This is a genomic window from Sphingomonas sp. Leaf23 (genome assembly GCF_001421585.1).
In the GTDB taxonomy this organism is placed as follows: Bacteria; Pseudomonadota; Alphaproteobacteria; order Sphingomonadales; family Sphingomonadaceae; genus Sphingomonas.
Genome location: NZ_LMKR01000007.1, coordinates 30,757 through 51,632, shown reverse-complemented (window position 1 = coordinate 51,632; position 20,876 = coordinate 30,757). Strand labels below are relative to the sequence as shown.

At 67.1% G+C, this 20,876-nt stretch carries 24 protein-coding genes; 7 read left to right on the top strand and 17 right to left on the bottom strand.

All coding sequences use genetic code 11. From position 1 onward, the window contains the following. Window positions 1-58 precede the first annotated feature (58 nt). Window positions 59-2,548, top strand: a complete 2,490-nt coding sequence (locus tag ASE67_RS17075) for a TonB-dependent receptor (protein ID WP_055764103.1) — start codon at window positions 59-61, stop codon at window positions 2,546-2,548. 22 nt (window positions 2,549-2,570) lie between these two features. Here ASE67_RS17075 and ASE67_RS17070 read toward each other — a convergent pair whose 3' ends face one another. From ASE67_RS17070 to ASE67_RS17020, 11 genes are all read right to left on the bottom strand, one after another. Next, window positions 2,571-3,608, bottom strand: a complete 1,038-nt coding sequence (locus ASE67_RS17070; RefSeq protein WP_082457230.1) for a GSU2403 family nucleotidyltransferase fold protein — start codon at window positions 3,606-3,608, stop codon at window positions 2,571-2,573. A 67-nt stretch (window positions 3,609-3,675) separates the two neighbouring features. Continuing rightward, entirely contained in the window at window positions 3,676-3,984 is a 309-nt protein-coding gene (locus ASE67_RS17065) for a hypothetical protein (protein ID WP_082457229.1), read from the bottom strand. Continuing rightward, a complete protein-coding gene (locus ASE67_RS17060) occupies window positions 3,981-4,286 on the bottom strand; it encodes a toxin-antitoxin system YwqK family antitoxin (protein WP_055764101.1) in 306 nt (101 codons plus the stop codon). The genes ASE67_RS17065 and ASE67_RS17060 overlap by 4 nt, the downstream gene beginning before the upstream one ends. Next, entirely contained in the window at window positions 4,283-5,392 is a 1,110-nt protein-coding gene (gene tri1 / locus ASE67_RS17055; protein WP_055764099.1) for an ADP-ribosylarginine hydrolase Tri1, read from the bottom strand. The genes ASE67_RS17060 and tri1 overlap by 4 nt, the downstream gene beginning before the upstream one ends. 38 nt (window positions 5,393-5,430) lie before the next feature. Then, window positions 5,431-5,898: a suppressor of fused domain protein gene (locus ASE67_RS17050; RefSeq protein WP_156348690.1), complete on the bottom strand. Its 468-nt coding sequence runs from the start codon at window positions 5,896-5,898 to the stop codon at window positions 5,431-5,433. A 215-nt stretch (window positions 5,899-6,113) separates the two neighbouring features. Then, window positions 6,114-6,521, bottom strand: coding sequence for a hypothetical protein (locus ASE67_RS17045; RefSeq protein WP_156348689.1), 408 nt, complete (start codon window positions 6,519-6,521; stop codon window positions 6,114-6,116). Further along, entirely contained in the window at window positions 6,518-6,937 is a 420-nt protein-coding gene (locus tag ASE67_RS17040; protein ID WP_055764092.1) for a hypothetical protein, read from the bottom strand. The genes ASE67_RS17045 and ASE67_RS17040 overlap by 4 nt, the downstream gene beginning before the upstream one ends. Before the next feature lie 110 nt (window positions 6,938-7,047). Next, complete coding sequence (locus tag ASE67_RS17035) at window positions 7,048-7,527, bottom strand: hypothetical protein (RefSeq protein ID WP_055764090.1); 480 nt, start codon at window positions 7,525-7,527, stop codon at window positions 7,048-7,050. After that, window positions 7,527-8,099, bottom strand: a complete 573-nt coding sequence (locus ASE67_RS17030) for a hypothetical protein (RefSeq protein ID WP_055764088.1) — start codon at window positions 8,097-8,099, stop codon at window positions 7,527-7,529. The genes ASE67_RS17035 and ASE67_RS17030 overlap by 1 nt, the downstream gene beginning before the upstream one ends. After that, window positions 8,096-8,479 carry a hypothetical protein gene (locus ASE67_RS17025; protein WP_055764085.1) on the bottom strand — a complete coding sequence of 128 codons (384 nt, stop codon included), beginning with the start codon at window positions 8,477-8,479 and terminating at the stop codon, window positions 8,096-8,098. Before ASE67_RS17025 ends, ASE67_RS17030 begins: the two co-directional genes overlap by 4 nt. Continuing rightward, window positions 8,476-8,925: an SMI1/KNR4 family protein gene (locus ASE67_RS17020; protein WP_055764083.1), complete on the bottom strand. Its 450-nt coding sequence runs from the start codon at window positions 8,923-8,925 to the stop codon at window positions 8,476-8,478. Before ASE67_RS17020 ends, ASE67_RS17025 begins: the two co-directional genes overlap by 4 nt. Before the next feature lie 89 nt (window positions 8,926-9,014). Here ASE67_RS17020 and ASE67_RS17015 point away from each other — a divergent pair, with 89 nt between their 5' ends. Continuing rightward, window positions 9,015-10,352 (top strand): ABC1 kinase family protein, encoded by a 1,338-nt coding sequence (locus tag ASE67_RS17015; RefSeq protein WP_055764082.1) that lies wholly within the window; start codon window positions 9,015-9,017, stop codon window positions 10,350-10,352. A 6-nt stretch (window positions 10,353-10,358) separates the two neighbouring features. On the opposite strand, the gene ASE67_RS17010 is transcribed toward ASE67_RS17015, so the two are convergent. After that, on the bottom strand, window positions 10,359-10,652 hold the full coding sequence (locus tag ASE67_RS17010) for a type II toxin-antitoxin system RelE/ParE family toxin (RefSeq protein ID WP_055764080.1): 294 nt from the start codon (window positions 10,650-10,652) through the stop codon (window positions 10,359-10,361). Next, on the bottom strand, window positions 10,649-10,906 hold the full coding sequence (locus tag ASE67_RS17005; protein WP_055764190.1) for a type II toxin-antitoxin system ParD family antitoxin: 258 nt from the start codon (window positions 10,904-10,906) through the stop codon (window positions 10,649-10,651). The genes ASE67_RS17010 and ASE67_RS17005 overlap by 4 nt, the downstream gene beginning before the upstream one ends. A gap of 141 nt (window positions 10,907-11,047) precedes the next feature. Here ASE67_RS17005 and ASE67_RS17000 point away from each other — a divergent pair, with 141 nt between their 5' ends. The 3 genes from ASE67_RS17000 to ASE67_RS16990 all read left to right on the top strand — a co-directional run bounded on the left by ASE67_RS17000 (window position 11,048) and on the right by ASE67_RS16990 (window position 14,297). Then, entirely contained in the window at window positions 11,048-11,320 is a 273-nt protein-coding gene (locus ASE67_RS17000) for a ribbon-helix-helix domain-containing protein (protein WP_055764078.1), read from the top strand. After that, window positions 11,317-11,616 (top strand): type II toxin-antitoxin system RelE/ParE family toxin, encoded by a 300-nt coding sequence (locus tag ASE67_RS16995; protein WP_055764076.1) that lies wholly within the window; start codon window positions 11,317-11,319, stop codon window positions 11,614-11,616. Before ASE67_RS17000 ends, ASE67_RS16995 begins: the two co-directional genes overlap by 4 nt. 341 nt (window positions 11,617-11,957) lie before the next feature. Further along, a complete protein-coding gene (locus ASE67_RS16990; RefSeq protein WP_055764074.1) occupies window positions 11,958-14,297 on the top strand; it encodes a bifunctional diguanylate cyclase/phosphodiesterase in 2,340 nt (779 codons plus the stop codon). A 16-nt stretch (window positions 14,298-14,313) separates the two neighbouring features. Here ASE67_RS16990 and ASE67_RS16985 read toward each other — a convergent pair whose 3' ends face one another. Continuing rightward, a complete protein-coding gene (locus ASE67_RS16985) occupies window positions 14,314-14,895 on the bottom strand; it encodes a recombinase family protein (RefSeq protein WP_055764072.1) in 582 nt (193 codons plus the stop codon). A gap of 209 nt (window positions 14,896-15,104) precedes the next feature. On the opposite strand from ASE67_RS16985, the gene ASE67_RS16980 reads away from it, so the two are divergent. Together ASE67_RS16980 and ASE67_RS16975 are read left to right on the top strand one after the other, a co-directional pair. Then, the gene (locus tag ASE67_RS16980) at window positions 15,105-15,353 is read left to right on the top strand and encodes an AbrB/MazE/SpoVT family DNA-binding domain-containing protein (protein ID WP_055764071.1); all 249 of its coding nucleotides are present in this window, start codon (window positions 15,105-15,107) and stop codon (window positions 15,351-15,353) included. Then, window positions 15,346-15,735 (top strand): type II toxin-antitoxin system VapC family toxin, encoded by a 390-nt coding sequence (locus ASE67_RS16975; RefSeq protein ID WP_055764069.1) that lies wholly within the window; start codon window positions 15,346-15,348, stop codon window positions 15,733-15,735. Before ASE67_RS16980 ends, ASE67_RS16975 begins: the two co-directional genes overlap by 8 nt. Window positions 15,736-15,861: 126 nt before the next feature. Here ASE67_RS16975 and ASE67_RS16970 read toward each other — a convergent pair whose 3' ends face one another. The 3 genes from ASE67_RS16970 to ASE67_RS16960 form a co-directional block, all read right to left on the bottom strand. Next, window positions 15,862-16,251, bottom strand: coding sequence for a hypothetical protein (locus tag ASE67_RS16970; RefSeq protein ID WP_200922251.1), 390 nt, complete (start codon window positions 16,249-16,251; stop codon window positions 15,862-15,864). Window positions 16,252-16,325: 74 nt separating this feature from the next. Beyond that, window positions 16,326-19,649: a MobF family relaxase gene (gene mobF / locus ASE67_RS16965; protein ID WP_055764067.1), complete on the bottom strand. Its 3,324-nt coding sequence runs from the start codon at window positions 19,647-19,649 to the stop codon at window positions 16,326-16,328. Continuing rightward, window positions 19,649-20,386: a hypothetical protein gene (locus ASE67_RS16960; protein WP_156348688.1), complete on the bottom strand. Its 738-nt coding sequence runs from the start codon at window positions 20,384-20,386 to the stop codon at window positions 19,649-19,651. Before ASE67_RS16960 ends, mobF begins: the two co-directional genes overlap by 1 nt. Between the last annotated feature and the right edge of the window lie 490 nt (window positions 20,387-20,876).

The following is a 20,876-nucleotide window of genomic DNA, read 5'->3' as shown; positions in this document are numbered from 1 at the left end:
GCTGTTGCTGGACATATAGCCCTGCGCCATTCTCCTAGCGAAGACAGGGAGATTACGCATGGCATTGTCGTTGGCGCTGATTCTGGCGCAGGTCGCCGCGCAAGGATCGCCGCCCCCCGAACCGGTCGTACAGGCACCGGAGGAGGACGCCCGCGCCGACACCGGCCGCCTTGCCCCCGCCGCCACCGGCGAGATCGTCGTGACCGCCAGGCGGCGTGCGGAAACCGTGCAGCAGGTGCCGATCGCGATGTCGGTGATCGGCGGCACGACGCTGGCGGACACGGGCGCGTACAACGTCAACCGCCTGACCCAGCTGCAACCGACGCTGCAATTCTATTCGACCAACCCGCGCAATTCGGCCGCCAACATCCGCGGCCTCGGTGCGCCGTTCGGGCTGACCAACGATGGCATCGAACAGGGCGTCGGCATCTATGTCGACGGCGTCTATTACAGCCGCATCGCGTCCGCGACGTTCGACTTCACCGACACCGAACGCATCGAAATCCTGCGCGGGCCGCAGGGCACGCTGTACGGCAAGAACACCACCGCCGGCGCGATCAACATCACCACGCGCAAGCCCAGCTTCACCCCCGAAGCACGCGTCGAGCTGACCACCGGCAATTACGACTTCATCCAGGCGAAGGCGTCCGCCTCCGGCCCGCTCGTCGGCGACACGCTGGCCGCGCGCATCTCCGCCTCGGTCACGTCGCGGCGGGGCACGATCCGCAATACGGTGCTGGGCGGCTATGCCAATGCGCAGGATAACCAGAGCGTGCGCGGGCAGCTGTTGTGGAAGCCCGCCGCCAACCTCGATATCACGCTCTACGGCGATTACGGGCATCAGAACCCCGATTGCTGCGCGCAGATCTATGTCCGCACCGGCACGACGCAGCGCCCGCTTGCCCGCCAATATGCCGCGCTGGCCGGCGCGTTCGGCTATCGGGCGCCCTCGACCGACGCGTTCGACCGGCTGACCGACCTCGACACGCCGCTCAGGGCACGACAGGAGCTGGGCGGCGTCTCGCTGGTCGGCAATCTCGATCTGGGCGCGGCGACGCTGACCTCGGTCAGTGCGTGGCGCTTCTGGAACTGGGACCCGTCGAACGACCGCGACTTCACCGGCCTGCCGATCACCACCGTGTCGGCCAACCCGTCGCAGCAGCGCCAGTGGAGCCAGGAACTGCGCATCGCGTCGAACGGCAAGCGCGCCGTCGATTATGTTGCCGGCCTGTTCTATTTCCACCAGACGATCGATACGCAGGGGTTGCAGGTACAGGGGCCGGCGGCGTCGCGCTTCCTGCTCAATCCCGGCAACCCGCCCTTCGGCAGCAATGGCTGCGCCACCGCCACGGCCAATGCGTGCAACCCGGCGGTGCTCAACGGCCTGACCGCGCGCAACACGATCGGCTTTTCGAACACCAGCGCGGCGGTGTTCGGCAAGCTGACCTGGCACCTGACCGACGCGCTGTCGATCGCGCCGGGCGTGCGGGTGAATTACGACAAGAAGACCGGCGATTACGTCTCGGTCGTCACCACCGGCACCGGTGCGCTGCTCAACTGTTCGGCGGCATTGCAGGCCGCCAGCAGCGTGACGCGCGACCGCTGCGGCGTGCTGGCGCCGCAGTCGTACCGTCCGGATTTCGACGACTGGAACGTGTCGGGCGACGTCACCATCGCCTATGACGTGGCGCGCGACGTCCATGCCTATGCGACCTATGCCCGCAGCTATAAATCGGGCGGGATCAACCTGTCGGGCCTGCCGCTCGATGCCAACAACAACCCGATCCTGGCGGCCGCGCAGGTTAAGCCCGAACGGGTCAACCATTACGAACTGGGCGTAAAGACGCAGTGGTTCGACCGGCGGATCACCGCCAACCTCGCCGCCTTCTGGACCGATATCGGCGATTATCAGGCGACGGTGACCAACGGCCAGCTCGGCGTGCTGCGCGGCTACCTCGCCAATGCCGAGGCGGTGCGCACGCGCGGCATCGAGCTCGACACCGCCTTCCGCCCGACCGAGCGGCTGAACCTCTATGCCAACGCGGCGTACACCGATGCGAAGTACGTCCGCTTCGTCGACGCCCCCTGCCCGCCCGAACTGGCCGGTGGCACGGCAGCGGCAGCGGGGCAAAGCCCCAGCGCGCCGGGCACCCCCGGCGGGATCAGCCCGACCGCCTGCGATGTGTCGGGGCAGCGGCTGCCCGGCATCTCGAAATGGGCGTTCAGCTATGGCGCCGAATACACCCTGCCGGCAAAGATCGGCACGACCGACGGCAATACCTATCTCGGCTTCGACGGCAGCTATCGCTCGCGCTTCTCGTCCAACCCGTCGCCCTCGGCCTACACCTATATCGACGGCTACAGCATCGCCAATTTCCGCCTCGGCTACCGCGCCGACGACGGATGGAACGCGTTCCTGTGGCTGCGCAATGCCTTTGACCAGAATTACTATGAGCTGCTGGCGACCCAGTCGGGCAATACCGGCCTGATCGTCGGCCAGCCCGGCGATCCGCGCACGTACGGGGTGACGGTGTCGGCGTCGTTCTGAGGGATGCGCGGCGGGCGTGGGATCAATCGTCCCACCCCGCCACATCGCCCCCGGCGAACGACGCCAGCAGCGCGGCACCCGGTTCGCGCAGTGCCTTCGGCACGGCGGCCAGCGCCGGATCGTCGATCCGCATCGCCGGCAACCGCGTCGCCAGCATCCGGGCCAGCGTCTCCGCCTGAAGCCGGTCGCGGCGCTGCTTCATCACGTCGCGATCCTCGCGCTTGGCAATCCACAGCTTGTGGCAGAGGAACGCGCGGGGATCGGGCACCGCCATCCACAGCGGCAATCCCCGTTCATCGATGACGATCCGTTCGACCACCGGCACGTTTTCCAGCCACGCCAGCCCGGCGATCTCCACCGCCACCAAGTCGTCGGCCGGATCGCCGATCCGCGCCAGGGACCGCGCCTCGGCGGGAAAGCGCGTCGTCGGGGTGATGAGGTCGACCATATAGCCCGCATCGTTGACCGCCCGAAAACTGCCCGGCGCGGTGGCGTGGAAGCTGCCGTCCAGTCGCTGCAACAATCCGATCAGCCCGTCCGCCCGCATATCGCCCACGATCTTCAACGATCGGCGCGCATCGTACAGGATGTCGATGTCCATCGTGGTCATCGCCTCCGCGCCCAGCTGCACCCCGCCCATCATTTCGTAGGCGTAGAGCGCATGGGTCCCAACGATCTTCAGCCCTCGGCCCAGCATCCCTTCGCGGTCGAGCCGGCGGAGGATCCGCGCCGACATGACCGGCACCCGGCCCAGACGCAGCGCCCGGTTGACCGGCGCCATTTCGCGCAACCGCTGGTCGAGCCGGTCGCGCCGGTCGCGTAACGTATCGCGCCCGGCATGGAAGGCGGCATGGGCTTCGCGCGTACGATCGTCCTCGCCCCCCAGGCTTTTCCAGACACCATCGGTCTTGCGGTACAGATAGGTCCGCTCCTTGACCGTCTTCCACGCCATCGACCCGGCATAGCGCGTGGCCAGCTCGCGGATCGTGTCGCGATACGTCGCGTAAAGCTGCTCGCAATCGATCAGCTGCCGAGTCTGCTGCGCGCTCAGGTCCAACATGGGCGCGAGCGTTATCCCTTTTATGGGAACAATCAATGCAAAAGGGATAACCTGGTTTCAGGAAGGATCAATAGGCCCGATCATGGTCAGCACCGGTCCCGGTCCCATGGACTGCCGGGCGCGCCCCCCGCGATGCATATCCACCCAATGGCAGGTCGAGAATATCGCGCATCGCCGGGTCGCGTTCGACGATATTGCGCAGCGACACGGCCCGCGCCTCCGCCATGTCCGCCGATTCAGGGCCGGCATCGTGAAACTGCCATGCGCCGTCCTCCACGTCATGTAACACGGATGCGATCCACGCCCCATCCTCGACGATCGCCCGCGTTGTGAACACGGCGACATCGGGCGGATCGGCGAACGGCCAGTCGGTCATTCCTGCGGCGTACCATCCGCCAGCCAGTAGCACCATGCACCGACCTTCTCGCCCTTGTCATAGGCACCCTCGGCCGCCAGCTGGCCGTTCGGATGGAAATCCTGCCACGCCCCCTGTTCGCGCCCATGGTCATAGGTCCCGCGCGACGCTGGCGTGCCGTCGGGATGATAGGCCAGGAACGGCCCGTGCCGGACCCACCGATCCCCGGTCTCGGCCAGATAGCGCGCATATCGAAAGCGCACCGTTCCGCTTGCATCCGGAATTTCGGCGATAGACAGGTCGCGCCCCGGCCCCGCCGTCATCGACCGGGACGGTCCGCTACATGCCCCAGCTCCAATGCCGACAGCTGCGTCGCACGCTGCGCGATCCTGCGCCCAAGGGTCACCTGTTCCATCCAGCGTTCGGGAATACCCCGCAGTCCGTGGATCGCCCCGGCCAGCTGCCCCGCCACCGCCGCCACGCTGTCGGCATCATCGGCCAGATTGGCTGCCAGCAGCACGGCTTCCTCGAACGTTTCGCCATGCCATACCGCCCATAACGCCGCCTCCAGCGTATCGATCACATAGCCCGACGACCGAATCTGATCGCGTGTCTTGTGCTTATATTCGCCTGCGTTGATGATCTGGGCACGCGGGCTGAGCGTGGCGATCCATGGAGACATCACGACCGCGCGCGGGGCACCGCGCAGCGCGTGATGCAGGCGCATTCCCAACAGCTGGCAGGCAGAGATCGCTTCCAACGCGGCATGGGTCGCGCGGCTTTGCCCACCCGACAATCGCCACGTCACGTCCAGCGCGCTCCGCGCCGCGATCGCGACCGGCGCGACGCGCACCAGCGATCCGTTCCCGGCGGTGTGATCGCTGGCATTGCCCTGCCACCGGCCGTCCTCGGCCTCGTGCCCTTCGATCGCGGTACGGGTCGCGTTGCCGATGTCGAAACAGCGCCCGTTCGATGCGTTATACCCCTCGCGATACCAGCGGACGAGGAGGCGGGCGAAGGTGCGCGGCTGATACCTGCGATCGGCCAACAGCGCATCGGCAAGGCACAGTGCCATGCTGGTATCGTCGGTCCATTGCCCCGCATCCAGTCGGAACGGGCCACCACCAACCATGTCCTCGACATGGCGCGCGTCACGCGGTTGGAATTCCAAGGTGGTGCCGACCGCATCACCGATCGCCAACCCCAGCAGCGCCCCTTGCGCCCGGTCATCGGCGTCTTCCGGCGACAGCATGTCGTGCGGCGTGGTAAGCCAGGACTGCACATCCCCCCGGTCGCCGACGCTGCCCCGACCGGACTCGTCACCCGCCATGCGGCCGCGTAATCCGGGCGACGCCGCCGGCGACAGATGCCGATATCGGGCAAACACATATTCGGCGATGGCCGCGTCGGAAGCGTGAAGGTCGATCAATGCTCCCCTCCCTTCACGTGGCACGCGGACATGCAGCGCTATACCATCGATGGTCGCGCCGGATTGCAATAGTCTAGGCCGCCCTCCTCGAACTGCGCCTCCAGCGCTTCCAGCCCGTGCCGCGCCTTGTACGCCTTCTCCGCCGCCGTGATCGGCACCAGCCAGTAGAAGTGAACCGTATCCCTGCCGATCGTCCCGATCTCCAGTTCCGGTCCATCGAGATACGGCAACGCGATCAGCCCATGATCGCACGTCGCTCCCGGCAACCACGGACGACCGAAATTCACGCTGTCGCCCAGGCCGAGGCGCGTTCCGGTTCGATGATAATACGCCACGGCATACAGGATCTCGGCGATCGCTTCCGAACGATCGGGCGAGAATAGGTGCAGTTCGATCGGCGCGTCGTCGCCCGGCTGCGCCATGCCGACCGTCGCATAGGTCCACATGGCTCGTTCGCCATGGGGCGGGAACACCACCACGTCGAAGTCCGCGGGAAGCTCGGACACGGGGCCCAGATTGAACGAGCTGGCTTCCCCGGCGCGGCCCCAGCATGTTTGGTAATGGCGGCGGATCGACCCGCTCCACGTTACGATGCTTCCCCGTCACGTCGGCGTATCGCCCCCGCCCAGCAACCGTTGCAACAGGCCCATCATGCTCCTCCTCGCGTCGGGGACATGGGGGACAATACGCAGCAACCGGCGGGGACGATGCAACGCCACCGCTATTTCGGCAGCCCGACCGCCAGCATCCACGCCCGCGCCTCGTCGATGTCGAGGAAGGTGCGACAGTTGGGTGCACGCAGATAGCGTTCGGTCTGCATCTTGCCGAGATTCGATCCGGCGACGGCGGCGATCGGCGCCCTAGTCAGCTGCAGCGCGCGCGGCATCATCGCCGCCAGCGTGTCGATGACCCCGGCGGGCTGGATCGGCGCGGCGCGCAGGTCGACCAGCGTGTAGAAGACCCCGTGGCGCAGCCGCAGCGTCGTCCCCTTCGCCAGCAATTCGGCCGCAAAGCGCGTGGTCAGCGCGACCGACCAGAACCCCGTGCTGGTGATCGTCAGCAGGTGGGCGGCCGGGTCATGGTCGATGGTATAGCCCCCGGCCATCGCACCGGGCGTCGCTCCGCTCATGGCCGCTGGCGCAACGACAGGGCGGTCAGCGCCGGATACAACAGCGCCTGTTCGCGCCGCACCCGGTCGGCGATCCCCGCCGCCACCCGCGCCGATGCCGCGCGATAGCCGGCCCAGTCGGCGGCGATCCGGTCGAGCGACCAGGCCGCGATATGGCCGCTGACCGCAACCCGCTTTTCCGCCAGATCGCGGTCGAGCGCGGCGATCCCCGCCGCCACGCCCGGCAGGTCGGCCGCGCCGAGCGCCGGAAACACCACGTCCTTCAGATAGGTGGATCGCCGCATGCTGATCGCCATCAATTGGTGCCGGGCATGGGCAAGCCGCGCGCAATCGGGCACGCCCGCACGGCACAGCGCACGCATCGCGTCGATTTTCGACTGCAGTTCGACATAGTGGCCATCCAGTGTTTCGATCATGATACCCGACACGTAAGTCGGCCGGCGCTAAACCTGGCTTGTATAATATCCCGTTACGGCAACGGGTCCGGTACGTCCCTGTGCACAGCCTTGGCCGGGCTGCGGCGCCGTCAGCCCTTCGCCGTCGCGTCGAACAGCGCCGGCCCGAGCCTGTCCGGGTCGATCGGATCGCTGCGGCACACGATGTCCGCCCCCTCGCCGCGTTCCAGCAGCGTGATGAGGTCGGGCGCGATCCATGGCGCGTCGTCGTCGAGGAACAACGATCCGGTCGCCACCAGATATAGCCCCAACCCCGCCATGCCCGTGCCATGCACGATCAGCTCGCCCCCGCCATTGTCGCCAATCGCGACTGCGCCGGGCAGGTGGGCCGAGACGCCATAGGCATCGTCCATGCCGATCGCCTCATCCGGGCCCCACAGCCGCAGCTCGCCGCGCCGCTGCCACAACAGCACGATGCCGGTCGCGCGGCCCATGATCGCCAGGTAACCGGGCGGCAGGGCGGGATAGCGCGCCAGAACCCGCGCGATCGCCGCCGCCGTCGCGGGCGAACCATAGGCGTAAAGGTGGTAGTCGGGCGCCAGCGACAGCATCACCCGAACCGCTGCGCATCGAAGATCGTGGCGACTTCCACCCCCGCCATCCCCGGCAGCGCAGCGCAGGCGGCGGCGGCGGCATGATAACCGGCAAGATCCGCCGCCTTCCCCAGACAGCGCTTCTCCGCATCGAAGGCATTGGCCTGCGCGATCAGGAACCCGGTAAAGTCGCGCGCCAACGCCCGGATGCGCGGCCGTGCGGTGATGTCGAGCAGCCCGATCCCCTGTGGCGACACGAACACCGGCCCCGCACCATGATCGCCGACGAACACGATATCCGCGCCCGTGTCGAAATCCTGCCGCACCCGCGCGTCATGGGCCGCAATCCGCGCGCGGGCATCCGCACCGTCCGCCGGCGCGAAGCGGAACGCGCCGATCTCCTTGCTGCACAGATCGACCACCGCCAGCGCCGCATCGACCCCGGCGGGCAGCCCGGTCGCGACCGGGTGGACGGCGGGCGCGATCACGATCGTTTCCGCCAGCTCGGCGTATAGTTCGGGATCATCGTCCCTGAGCGGCGCGAGCCAGCGTGCGGACAGCGCCGGCAGGTCGGACAGCGCATCGATCATGCCAGTTCGCCGATCGTCACGCGGACGAATACCGCGAACGACGTCGCGACCGGGCGGACGCCGCCATCGGTCGCATCCAGTTCGACCACCTGCCCGTCCGGCAGCGCGAAGCCGTGGCCGACCCCCCGCAGATCATCGCCGAACAGCGCGACCGCCGCGTCGCTGTCATACAGCTCGCCTGCCGGGACCAAGCCGTCATGGAGCTGATAGCCACCGCGCAGGCTGCCCGCGCCGATCGTGCCGAGAAACGTCAGGAAATCGCCGGGCACCCCCGGCCAGTCGCGCGCGATCGCCGCGATCCGCGCCCCCGGCACCGGGACCAGCGCGTCATACGGCGTTCCGCTCCCCCTGGCGGCGGCAAGGTCGCCGAACCCGCTCATGCCGTGCCCGTCACCAGTGCCCAATAACCGGCAAAGTCGGGCGCGACGGGCGTGATCCCCGCCTCGCCCTCGATCTCATGGTCGATGAACACCACCGCCGGTCGTTCGGGGTCGAGGCGGAAATCGAATGCCCACACATCGCCACCGGTATCGTCGGAAAAGGGCAGCAGCCCTGCGGGATAATAGTCGCGCATCGCCCGCCAGCACTCCTCGATGCAATAGCTGCGGTCGCCATCGCCCACGCGGTCGGGGGCATTGGCCAGCAGCAGCACGCCGATCGGCGGTGGATCGCCCTCCCCTCCCTCGGGGACCTTGCCCTGATGCGCCACGACCAGCGCCCAATAGGCATCGGGCAAGCGGCCGCCGATCGCCGCCTCGATCCGCGCCCGGTCGCGGTCGTCGGGGGGCGGCACATCGTCCGCCACATAGGCTCTCCACAGCAGCATGGTCACCCAACGCGGACGGCCCGGCCTTGCTCCCCCCACCCCTTCGGGCACGTGGCGGAACCACAACCCCGCCCGCTCGCTCCACTCCCATGACCGACGAACCCCTTCGCCCCGGCCGCGCCGTGCCCAGCGGCCGTTTGTCGCGCCTGTCCGGCTTCGGACGCCTTGCCGGCGGCATCGCGGGCGGGATGCTGGCCGAGGGCGCGCGCCGCATCGCCAGCGGGGAGCGGCCGCGCATGGGCGACCTGATCCTCACCCCTGCCAATGCGAAACGCATGGCCGACCGGCTGTCGCACCTGCGCGGGGCGGCGATGAAGCTAGGGCAGATGATCTCGATGGACGCGGGCGACCTGTTGCCCCCGGAACTCGCCACCATCCTCGCGCAATTGCGTAACCAGGGGCAGACCATGCCCCCGGCGCAGCTCGACAAGCTGCTGATCGCCGAATGGGGGCCGGACTGGCGCGGCAAGCTGGCGAAGTTCGACGCGAACCCGATCGCCGCCGCCTCGATCGGGCAGGTCCATCGTGCCGAGCTGGCCGATGGCCGGCGCCTCGCGATCAAGGTGCAATATCCCGGGGTGCGCGAAAGCATCGATGCCGATGTCGACAACGTCGCCACGCTGCTGCGCGTGTCGAACCTGTTGCCGCGCGAACTGGACCTCAAACCCCTGCTCGCCGAGGCGAAGCGCCAGCTGGCCGACGAAGCCGATTACGCGCGCGAGGCCGACGCGATGCGCCGCTATGCCGATCGGTTGGCGGGCGATCCGCGTTATGCCGTGCCGCGCCCGGTCGAGGCGCTGACCACCACCCGCATCCTCGCGATGGACTATATCGACGGCACCCCGATCGAGGGGCTGGCGACCGCGCCACAGCCGACCCGCGACGCCGCGATGACCGCGCTGATCGACCTTTGCCTGCGCGAACTGTTCGACTTCGGCGAGATGCAGACCGACCCCAATTTCGCCAATTACCGCTGGCAGGCGGATAGCAGGCGCATCGTCCTGCTCGATTTCGGCGCGACTCGGGGCGTGCCGGCGGACACCGCCAATGCGTATGCCCGCCTGATCGCCGCCGGCCTTGCCCACGACCGCGATACGATCCGCGACGTGGCGGTCGAAACCGGGTTCCTGGGCGCGGCGGCCGTGCGCGCCCACCGCGCCGCCGTCGACCGGATCATCGCCGCGATCGACGACGCGATGGCGCGGCCGGGCCCATTCGACTTCGGCGACCGCGCCTTCGTGCCGGTGGTCCGCGAAGAGGCAAAGGCCCTCGCCGCCGATCGCGCGACGTGGCACGTACCGCATGTCGAAACGCTGTTCGTCCAGCGCAAGATCAGCGGGACAGCGCTGCTCGGTGCCCGGCTGAAGGCGCGGGTCGATGTGCGGGGGATGGCAGCAGAAGCGACAGGTCGACGTGTCGACATGTAGAAGATGTTAGTTACCGAGGATTTCCGGATAATCCCGCGCGCCATGCAGCACATGGACGATGACGACCGCATCCTCCTCCACCCGATAGAAGATCAGGTAATTGCCGTGGAGACAGCGGCGCAGTCCCGCCGCTGCATAGCGTTCGACCACGGGAAAGCGGTTCGGAAACTCGGCCAGGGCCAGGCAGCGATCGCGCAACACACGCACGAAGCGAAGCGCCGCGCCGGGATCGTCGATCGCGATATGATCGCCAATCTCCTCCAGGTCGCGCTCGGCCTCATCGGCGAAGCGAACGATCATGCGGGCCGGTCGACCATGGCGGCATATTTCGCTTCGAGCCGGTCAAACACCTCCGTGGCGGGCGTCGTCCGCCCCGCATCGGCATCGGCGATCCCGCGGGCGATCGACGCATCGAGCGCGGCCAGGCGCGCCTCACGGTCCTGGATCAGCCTGACCCCTTCGCGCAGCACCTCGCTCTTCGAATTATAGCGCCCCTCCGCGACCAGCTTCGCCACGAACCCTTCCAGCTGCTTTCCCAGATCCGCGCTGATCATCGCCATTCTCCTTAAGCGTGGCAGCCTAAACGCTTATCAACAGTTGATAAAGCGTCCAATGATGATTGCTGCATCGTCGTCTGCGAACGGCCACCCTTTCACCCGATGACAATCTTTGCCATACTCCACCCGGAGGCTCCCATGGCATCGATGAACATCTCGCTCCCTGACCCCTTGCGTGCCCAGGTGCAGGCCCGGATCGACAGCGGCCAATATGCCAGCGCCAGCGATTATGTCCGCGACCTGATCCGCCGCGATCAGCATGCCATCGAGGACGAGGCACGCTGGCTGCGCGATCTGGACGCATCGATCGCCGACAGCCTGGTCGAGATGCGCGCCGGTGGCGGCGTCGATCTCGACACCGCCTGCGATGCGGTGCTGGCCGACGTGGCTGCCGACGGGCGCCCTGCGTGACACGGGTTGTCCTGTCGACCCGTGCCCATGCCGACCTGACCGCCATCGGCCGCTTCATCGCACAGGATAATCCGCCACGCGCCGCGACCTTCGTCGCCGAACTGCGGAAGATCATCGCGGGGCTGGCCGACCTGCCCCACGCATTCCCGCTGGTGCCCCGCTACGAACGCGACGGAATCCGCCGGCGATCGTGGAAAGGCTATGGCATCCTGTATTCCGCGCTCCCCGATCGGATTTTCGTGCATCGCATCCTGGGGCCGGGACAGGACCATGACCGCGCGCTCGGGCTGCGCTGACAAACCGCTTTCCTACACGCCACGCCCCCATCACTGTCGTTCCGCATCCCTCTGCCCCCGCCCCGTCCCGCACCGGGGACAGGCCCGGAACCGCACGGCACACAAAAACGTGGCGAGTGTGAACTTTGTGAACTTTGGCGTGCCGGCGCATCCGGCACCGCCCGGCAAGCAACTGACCATGAGAGGATTTGCAGAAATCATATCGATATTCGACCACGCGGCAGGATGTTCCGCGACATGGCGGATTTGTACCAGATCGTACCCCTGATACCGCTATCGCAAGAAAATAACATTTCGTTTAGAAACGTAAGCGTAACGGCCGGACGAATGGAGTCCGCCGTATGCGTTTCATCACCTGCCTGACCGAAGAACATGACCTGGCCCTGGTCGGACTTGCCGCATGGTTCTGCCTTGTCGGATCGCTGATTACGATCCGACTGCTCGACCGTATCCGCCATGCCGAACGCGGCACGCGCATCGCGTGGGTGTTCCTGGGCGGGGCGGCGACCGGGGCGACGATCTGGTGCACCCATTTCATCGCGATGATCGCCTATCAGCCCGGCGTCGAGGTCGCCTACGAACCACGGCTGACCGGTATCTCGCTGCTGCTCGCCATCTTCGGCAGTGCGGGCGCGCTGCACCTCGCCACCCGCCGCTGGCTCCCGATGGCGGCGGTCGGCGGCGCGGTGTTCGGCGTGACGGTCAGCGTGATGCACTATGTCGGCATGCAGGCGTTCGTCGCGCACGGCATGGTGCGCTGGTCGCAGGGGCATGTCGTGATGTCGGTGCTGTTCGCGGTGGCGCTGGGCGCGCTGGCGTTCGATCGCGCGCGCAGTACCGGGCGCTTTGCCGGGCCGTGGTGGGCCAGCGGATGGATGGTCGCCAGCATCGTGCTGCTGCACTTCACCGGCATGGCGGCGATGGTCGTCACCCCCTTTGCCCCCGTCGCCGGCGAAACGGGATCGAGCACCGCGACGATCGTGATGGCGATCGCGGTCGCCGGGGTCGGGACATTGGTCGTCGGCACGGGCCTGGCCACCTATATCCTTGACGCACAGGCGCGCGCCGATACCCGCCGCCGCCTGCGCGAGCTGCTGGAGAGTAACGTCGACGGCATGGTGATCGTGCAGGGCGGCACGGTGCTGGCGGTCAACGCCGCCTTTACCGCGCTGGTCGGTGGCGACGCGGCGGTGATCGGACAGCCGCTGGCGCGCTGGATTCCCGACATCGCCACCGCCGATCCCGACCGCATCGCCCAGCTGACGCTGCACGCGCACGACGGCAGCGACATCCCGGTCGAGATCACGATCCGTTTCGACCAGCGGCGCGCCTGTCCGCAGACCATCTATTCGATCCGCGACCTGCGCGCGCGCATCGCGCAGGAACGCCGCATCGCCCATCTGGCGCGCAACGACAGTCTGACCGGGCTGCCCAACCGTACCTCGTTCCTCGAATGGCTGACGCGCCAGACCGGCCCCGACAGCGCACACCGCGCGGTCGCGCTGCTGTCGATCGATCTCGACCGGTTCAAGGAAGTGAACGACATGCACGGCCATGCCGCCGGCGACCGGATGCTGACCCGGATCGGCGAACGGATGAAGGCCGCGTTGCTGCCCGGCGAGTTCGTCGCGCGCTTGGGCGGGGATGAATTCGTCGCGGTGCTGCCGGTTGCCGAACCCGACGATGCCGCACAGCTGATCGACAGGCTGCGCGATGCGATCGGCGCGCCGGTCCTCGTCGACCCCAGCGGGATCGAGGCGCAGTGCGGGATGAGCGTCGGCGTGGCGCTATGGCCGCGCGACGCCACCGAAATATCGACGCTCATCAACAATGCCGACCTGGCGATGTACCGCGCCAAGGCGTCGATCACGGTCGATGCGTGCTTCTACGAAGAGGAAATGGACAAGACGGTGCGGCTGCGCCGGCAGATGGTGCAGGAATTGCGCACCGCGATCGACCATGGCGAATTCGCGCTCCATTGGCAGGTGCAGGAATCGGTCGGGACCGGCGCCGTCATCGGGTACGAAGCGCTGCTGCGCTGGACCCGCGCCGATGGCAGCAGCGTGTCGCCGGCCAACTTCATCCCGCTGGCCGAGCAATCCGGGCTGATCCTGCCAATCGGCGAATGGGTGCTGCGCACCGCCTGTGCCACGGCGGCCAGCTGGGCCGAACCGCATCGCATCGCGGTCAACCTGTCGCCGGTGCAGCTCGGCCATGTCGACCTGCCCCGCCTGGTGCAGCAGGTGCTGCTCGACACCGGCCTGTCGCCCGCGCGGCTTGAACTGGAGATCACCGAAACCGCGATGATCACCGATCCGGTGCGCACGATCCACATCCTGCGCCAGCTGAAGGCGATCGGCGTGTCGGTGGCGATGGACGATTTCGGCACCGGCTATTCGTCGCTGTCGACGCTCCGGTCGTTCCCGTTCGACAAGATCAAGCTCGACCGGTCGTTCATGGCCGAACTGAACGGCGCGCCGCAAGCGGCGGCGATCGTCCGCGCGGTGCTGACGCTGGGCGAGAGCCTGAACATTCCCGTCCTCGCCGAAGGGGTGGAGACGCCCGAACAGCTCGCCTTCCTGCGCGAACAGGGGTGCGACGAGGCGCAGGGCTATCTGCTCGGCCGACCGGGCCCGCTGCCCAGGCAGGGACAGGCGGATGCTGCGCGGTTGGCGGGATAGGATCGGCCAGGGTTCGTCATTCCCGCGCAGGCGACGGTAGCGAACCTGCGCCCTCCGCCCCCGGCAAAAACCGGTAGACCGTGCCGCGCGAAATTCCCAGCTCGCGCGCGATATGCGCCGGGCGCACCCCTTGTGCCGCCAGCGTCCGTACCGCTTCCGGGTCGATGCGCGGCTTGCCGCCCTTGTAGACGCCGCGCGCCTTGGCCGCCGCGATCCCCTCTGCCTGGCGTTCGCGGCGCAGGTTCGTCTCGAACTCGGCGAATACACCCAGCATGTCGAGAAACGCCTTGCCCGCCGCCGTGCCGGTATCGATCGGCTGCTCGGTGGCCTTCAGCGCCACGCCCCGCCCCTTCAACTCATGCACGATATCCTGCAGATCCTTCATCGACCGCGCGAGCCGGTCGATCCGGGTAACGACCAGCGTGTCGCCGTCGCGCAGGAAGTCGAGCAGGATCTGCAACTCGCTGCGCCCGGTGCGGCCGGTCGCCGATTTCTTTTCCGACCGGATCGCCTGACACCCCGCCGCGCGCAGGGCGGCTTCCTGCACGCGCAGGTCCTGATCGTCGCTCGACACGCGGGCATAGCCGAACAAGGCCATCGCAGCCCCCTTTCTGTTCGATCAGGTTCTAGACCCTTTGCACGAACTGTTCAATATCGCTGCGAATGACCCTGATCGAACGGTTGCGGGTGTTCCAGTGTGGTGCGTTGTCAGGGTATACCCTTATTATGCAGATTAGATGGTAGGGTGACACCCCTATTCGATTTTGGTACCAATAATGCTGTTCGTACCCATTGAGGATCAGGGTCATGGAAGCGCAACGGGTTCGTATCGTCGAAGGGGGCAAGCTGGTGATACCGGCGGCAATGCGTCGCGAACTGGGTATCAGCGCCGGAGATACCGTCATGGTCGATATCGACCACGGCGAGCTGCGGGTACGCTCGATCAACAAGGCACTCGAAAATGCACGGTCTATTCTTCGCCGGTACATACCCGAAGGCGCGAGCCTGTCGGACGAGCTGATCGCGGATCGTCGTGCCGAGGCGGAACGTGAGTAATCGGATCGTACTCGATGCGTCCGCCCTGCTCTGCCTGCTGAATGAAGAGCCTGGCGCGGATCGGGTCGCAACCGTCCTGACCCGGTCAGTGATCGGCGCAACCAATTTGGGCGAGGTGGTGTCGAAGCTGCGTGAACATGGCCTGACGCTGGCCGAAGTGCAGGAAGTGCTGGGCGGGCTGCACCTCGACGTCCGGCCCCTGTCGACGGCACAGGCGATGACGATCGGCGACCTGCGCCCGGCCACGCGTCCGCTTGGGCTGTCGCTGGGCGATCGCGCCTGCCTCGCGCTGGCGATAGAGTTGGGTGCCGAGCTTTACACCACGGATGCCGCGCTAGTGCAGGTGGAGGTCGCAATCCCCGTTACGAACGTCCGTCACTGACCGGCGGGCCATCCCCCACACCATCATCGTGGCCAATGATCTTCTGGCATAGAAGGCTGTCAGTCTGCGGCGAGGCAGAAGGGCAGCCCTTTATAGCGTGGGTTCGGCTCAATAGAGGCCGAGAGGTTAGATCGGCCGATCCTGTTGCGCATCACCCTCCTGCGCCAGCCCGACATTTGGCGACGGCAGCGGTGCCCATCCCGACTGTCGCAATATCCGCGCGATCCAATCGGCGACGTTTCCGGATTCACCGCTGCAATACCAGTCGAAGCCGTCAGCTTCCTCACGAATCCACGCCACGACATCGCCTGCCTGCCGAAAGGAATAACGAACTTCCTGGCCGCCAGGTCCCTGCCACGTCACGCCGGCAATGGCACACCACAGATCAACCCCGCATGCTCCGTCCGCCCGAACCCTGTCGCCCAAAGCATCGTCGAGGAGCGCTTCGAACAGCTTGTAGGGCCGACGCACGCGACTGCTTGCCACGCCGCGCAGATCGTCCTTTCCGGAAAACATGGTCTATCTCCAGCGGGCCAGACGCGAACAGTAACATGAACCGGTCCATCCTGCCGCTCCGACGCAATATCCGGTCACAAACCAAGTCCTATGTCACGGGTGCGGCTCATTCCCGAAAGATCGATCGCGAGCTGTCGCTCTGGAACCTGCTTCTCCAGCGCCCGCTCAAGCGCAGGCTGCTGCTCCATCCGCTCGATCAGCCGCGCCATCTTGCGTTCCGCCTGACCGGTCGCCTCCTGACCGACCGCGGCGGCGCGGTCGGCCGCGGCGGCACGCCAGTCGGCGACGAAGCGGGCGGCATGATCGGGACCGCCGCCGCCCCGCACCCGTCCCTCCTCAACCCAGGCGCGCCACGCCCGCTCCGTCCCGCCAGTCGCGATCTCACGGGCAAGGTCGGGGGTCCGATCAATTATGACACGCACATCCTCGGCCCCGCCCCGCCGCAGCAGTTCGAGCATGTCGGCGCCGGCATGCATCGCGCGCACGTCGGCGCGATCGGGCCATTCGCGGTTACCGCGAGCCGTTTCGACGGCGATGAAGGCCCGCGCATAGGCGCCAATCGCCTCCGCGTCGCGCGACGGCGGGTCCGGCAGCCGGATCGGTGCTTCGGTTGAGTCCTGGGCACTCCCCTGCCCCGGCACATCGCTTGCCGCCGTTTTCTCGCCCGCTTGCCTGCCCGCTACCTTTTCCAGTCGTCGGCCATCGTCGACGACCAGCGTCACCCCCTCGCGCATGCGGGTGGCCAGCACCCGCAACAGGCTGGTGGTAATAAGTTTGCCCTCGCGACTGTCCGCCGCGACGATACCCAGATCGCTGGTCGCCCCCTGCGCAGCATGGGTGCTGGTCGCATAGGCGAGGTCGAGCCGCTTGAGCATCGGATCGCCGCGCTCCAGGCGAAACTCGCGCCCATCCGAAGTCATGATGGTCAGCGCGTCAGGAGCGATCCGCAGCAGCCGGGCGGTATCGGCATTGACCAGACCCCGCCTAGGGTCGTTGGCGGTCCAGCGTACCGGATCGCCGGCGTACAGGGTAATGTCCTGCCGCTCGTACACCCGCACGAAATCGTCGACGCGGTTGGCGGCCAGCCTTGCCGGGCGAAATTGCTCGTGCCGCCCATCGGGGCGGCGCAGGGTGACGGCGTTGCCCGTCACACCCGTCACCACCGCGAAGCCGGGGCGGATCCCTTGTGCGACCACACCACGGCTGAACTCCACAATACGATCACGCGAATAATGCTCAGGTAGCCGCTGCTCCTCGCGGGTCAGATGTACCGGCGACAGCACGCCGAATCTGGCAGGGGTGCGCCCAAGCTCACCCGCGGCCATCCGCCGCTGCTGGACTTCGCCGTTGATCGCGGCGCGCAACTGTCTGCCCGATGCATAGATGCCGGTGCGTTCACGGTCCTGCATCGACAACGCCATCCAGCGGTCGGCGACGACCGCGGCAGCGGTGCCCGGTGCCTCGATGGTGTCGGGTTTAAGCAATTGCATCAGCGCGGGCACGTCGCCGGCCTGTGCGGCGGCATGGATGTCGCGCATGCGCGGTGTCGTCGCGCGGACATTCTCGTCCATGACTGCGGTGAGGCTGCCGATGCGCAGGATGACGTCGAACGGCTTGCCCGCCTGCACCGCACCCAGCTGCTTGCGGTCGCCGACCAGTACGAGCCGGTCGACGGCGTGCGCCTGCGCGACGTCAATCAGGCGTTCCATCGTGCGATTGTCGATCATCGACGCTTCGTCGACGATCAGTACCGCGCCACGCAGCGACGTACCCGTCCGGAATTCATGGTCGCGCAGGAACGACGCGATCGTGCGCGTATCGACACCGGTATCGGCCCCGAGCCGGCGGGCGACGCTGTTCTGGACGGCAAGGCCGATCACCTGCCGCCCTTCGGATGTCGCGATCGCGACGACGGGTTTCAGCATCGAGGACTTGCCCGCGCCCGCCACACCCTGCACCGCGACGACGCGGTCGCGGGTGGTCAGGATGGTCGCCGCCGCCGCCAGCTGCCCCTTGTTGAGCCTGCGGTTCATCGCCTCGAGCGCCGCCTGCTGGATGCGTGGCTCGCCATCCTTCACGGCGATGATCGCAGGCACGGCATCACGACCGGCGTGAACGCCCGCGACGATGTTGCGCTCGATGCTCAGCGCCTGGGTCGTTGTCATCATCAGCCCGTCGTTGCCGGCGATCAGCAACCCGCGTGTCGCCAGCAAGGCGATGCGCTGCTCGACTGCGGTGACCGCGACCGGCGCACCCATGTCGAGCGCGGTCTTGAGCACATCGCGCGCCGGAAACGCCGCCTCGCGTTCGCCGAGATGGCGGATGGCGCTTGCCACGGCATGTGCCGCGACGAAGACGTCGGGACGCAGGCGTCCGGCACGCTCGGGCACCAGCGGATCGGGGCCGGGACCGATCCGGATGCCCAGCTTCTCCGCCAGCGCGATCCCCTGTGCCGCGATGCCGCCCGCCCCCCGAACGAGACGTTCCCACGCCGTTGCCCGGCCCGGACCATTTCTCTGTGCGACCGCCACCATCGCCGGCAGATCGATACCTGCTCCCCGCGCCCGCTCACCCCATTCCGCGCGTAGTACATCGCGGTCGATTTCGGCCGGTTTGGCTGCCCGCGTGCCGAGCGTCACCGCCGAGCGTGCCTCGGGCGTGCGATGCTGCATCGCTGCCATGCCGGCGTCGATTTCCGCCGAACGGATCGAGAACTGCTCGATCACATCGCGGGGCACGCCAGTTATCTCGAACTGGCCGTGCTTCGCGACGCGCTCGGTCCCATAGCCGAGCTGCTCGACGGCTGCGCGCAACGTCGCGTTGTAGACCGATGCGGCAGCGGTATAGCCTGCCCATAGCGCATCGTTGTGCAGCGCCCGCCAGCTACCATCGGGTGCCTTGGTCGCATTGGCGATGATCGCATGAATATGGGCCTGCGGGTCGAGTGCGCGACTGGTGTCGTGCTGGAACAGTGCGACGACCAGATTGCCGCTTCTCACCACCTCCTGCCGGCCGTCGCGACTGACCCGCGTTTCGGCGAGGTTCGCCTCCATCCATCCAAGCGTCGTCCGCACCGCCGCCATGTGCGCATCGAGCAGCCGGACATCGCCACCGACATAGGCCAGCAGCGACATCGATTTGGGCGCGGAAAAGGTGAAGTCGAGGCCGGCGCGGTGCTTGCCGTTGGCACCCGCCGGAATGGTTTCGCCATCCGGCAGTCTGCCTGCCAGTATCGCCTCGAACTGCTGATGCCCGACCGGTCCGTCCAGTCCCAGCGCCTCGGCCCCCTGTCCCGCCCACAGACTGGCCTCGGCGGCCTGTCCGTCGGTGTAGTAATTGTCGGCGGCATAGTAGCTGGCGGCACCCGATGCGGAACGGACGACGGCCGGGGTCAGCATCAGTCGACGATACCCTGCCCGATCTCGATCGCGCGCTTGCGCCCCGAGACGAAAATCTCACACGTCGTCAGCCGCCGATAGTCGGCGAACCGGTCGGCGCGGTCAACGCAGGCCTTCACCCGGGCAGCGTTGTCGGCCACCCGTGCGGTGGAATTCCAGTGGCGCAACGGCCCTGCCCGCTTGCTGTACCGTTCGAACAACAGGTTGGAGGCGGCGATACCATCGCCGGGCGTGCCGAGCGCCACCTGGCTGACCGCCGCCGCGGCCACGCCGTTGGCGGGGATGAGCATTAGCGCCAGCAAGGTCGATAGGACACCGACCCCCGCCCATCGCGCCCGGTCCGAACCGACCGGGGCTGCTGTTGCGGGTATCGGCATCCACCACGGTAGTTCCGCCGACCGGTCATGACGGCGCGGAATGGCACTGCCGACGATCGGTTCGTCACGCGGGCGAAGCGGGGCGGTGACGGCCGTGGCGGGAGATGCCGTTGCGAAAAGATCGGTGGACGGGATCGCAGCGGTATTTGCCGGCAACCGCGGCACCGGCTCGCCGCCCGTCAGGCCGTGCGGCAAGGCGGCTGCCGGCGTTACTCCCTGTTGTGCCAGACCGAGCTTGGCGAGGCGCAGCATCGTCGCGGTGAGATGCTCGCCCGCCCGCTGTGATTCCGCCTCGAAGATCTCGCGATCCTCCCAGCTCATGGTCACCGAGATCATCGGCTTGCGAGGGGCGGCGCTCATGCCGCGTCGATCGGCGTGACGATGGCCGTCAGGGTTGAGGGATTGTTCATGCTGCTGCTCCCGGTTGCGATGCCCGCCATCCGAACGAGCGGCGGTGACACGATACGGAGCCGATAGAAAGACGGTCATGCGACGCAGCACAAGGTCGTTTTCGCGCTATTCAGGCGTCATACGGCGTAGGATGTCGTACCGATCGTGCCTACCTCCGTATGACGGGATCATATCTGTTGTATATCAGCAGCTTACCCTTGCTGAACACAGCGTGATGTGTGCCTCCTGAACCTTGGAAAATCGTGATTGGCCGCTGTGATCCAATGTGGATTCCGGTACCTGTTACGGCTGTCCGGTGGGGTACCCGGGCCGGCGTGACAGTCGGCCAGCAGATCATGACCTCCAACCGCGCTGTATCGATTCTTTGCCGATAACCGGCTCCCACCGGGAAAGGGCAACCAGCATCACCGCGATCATGCTACGGATAAAAGGTGGGCGT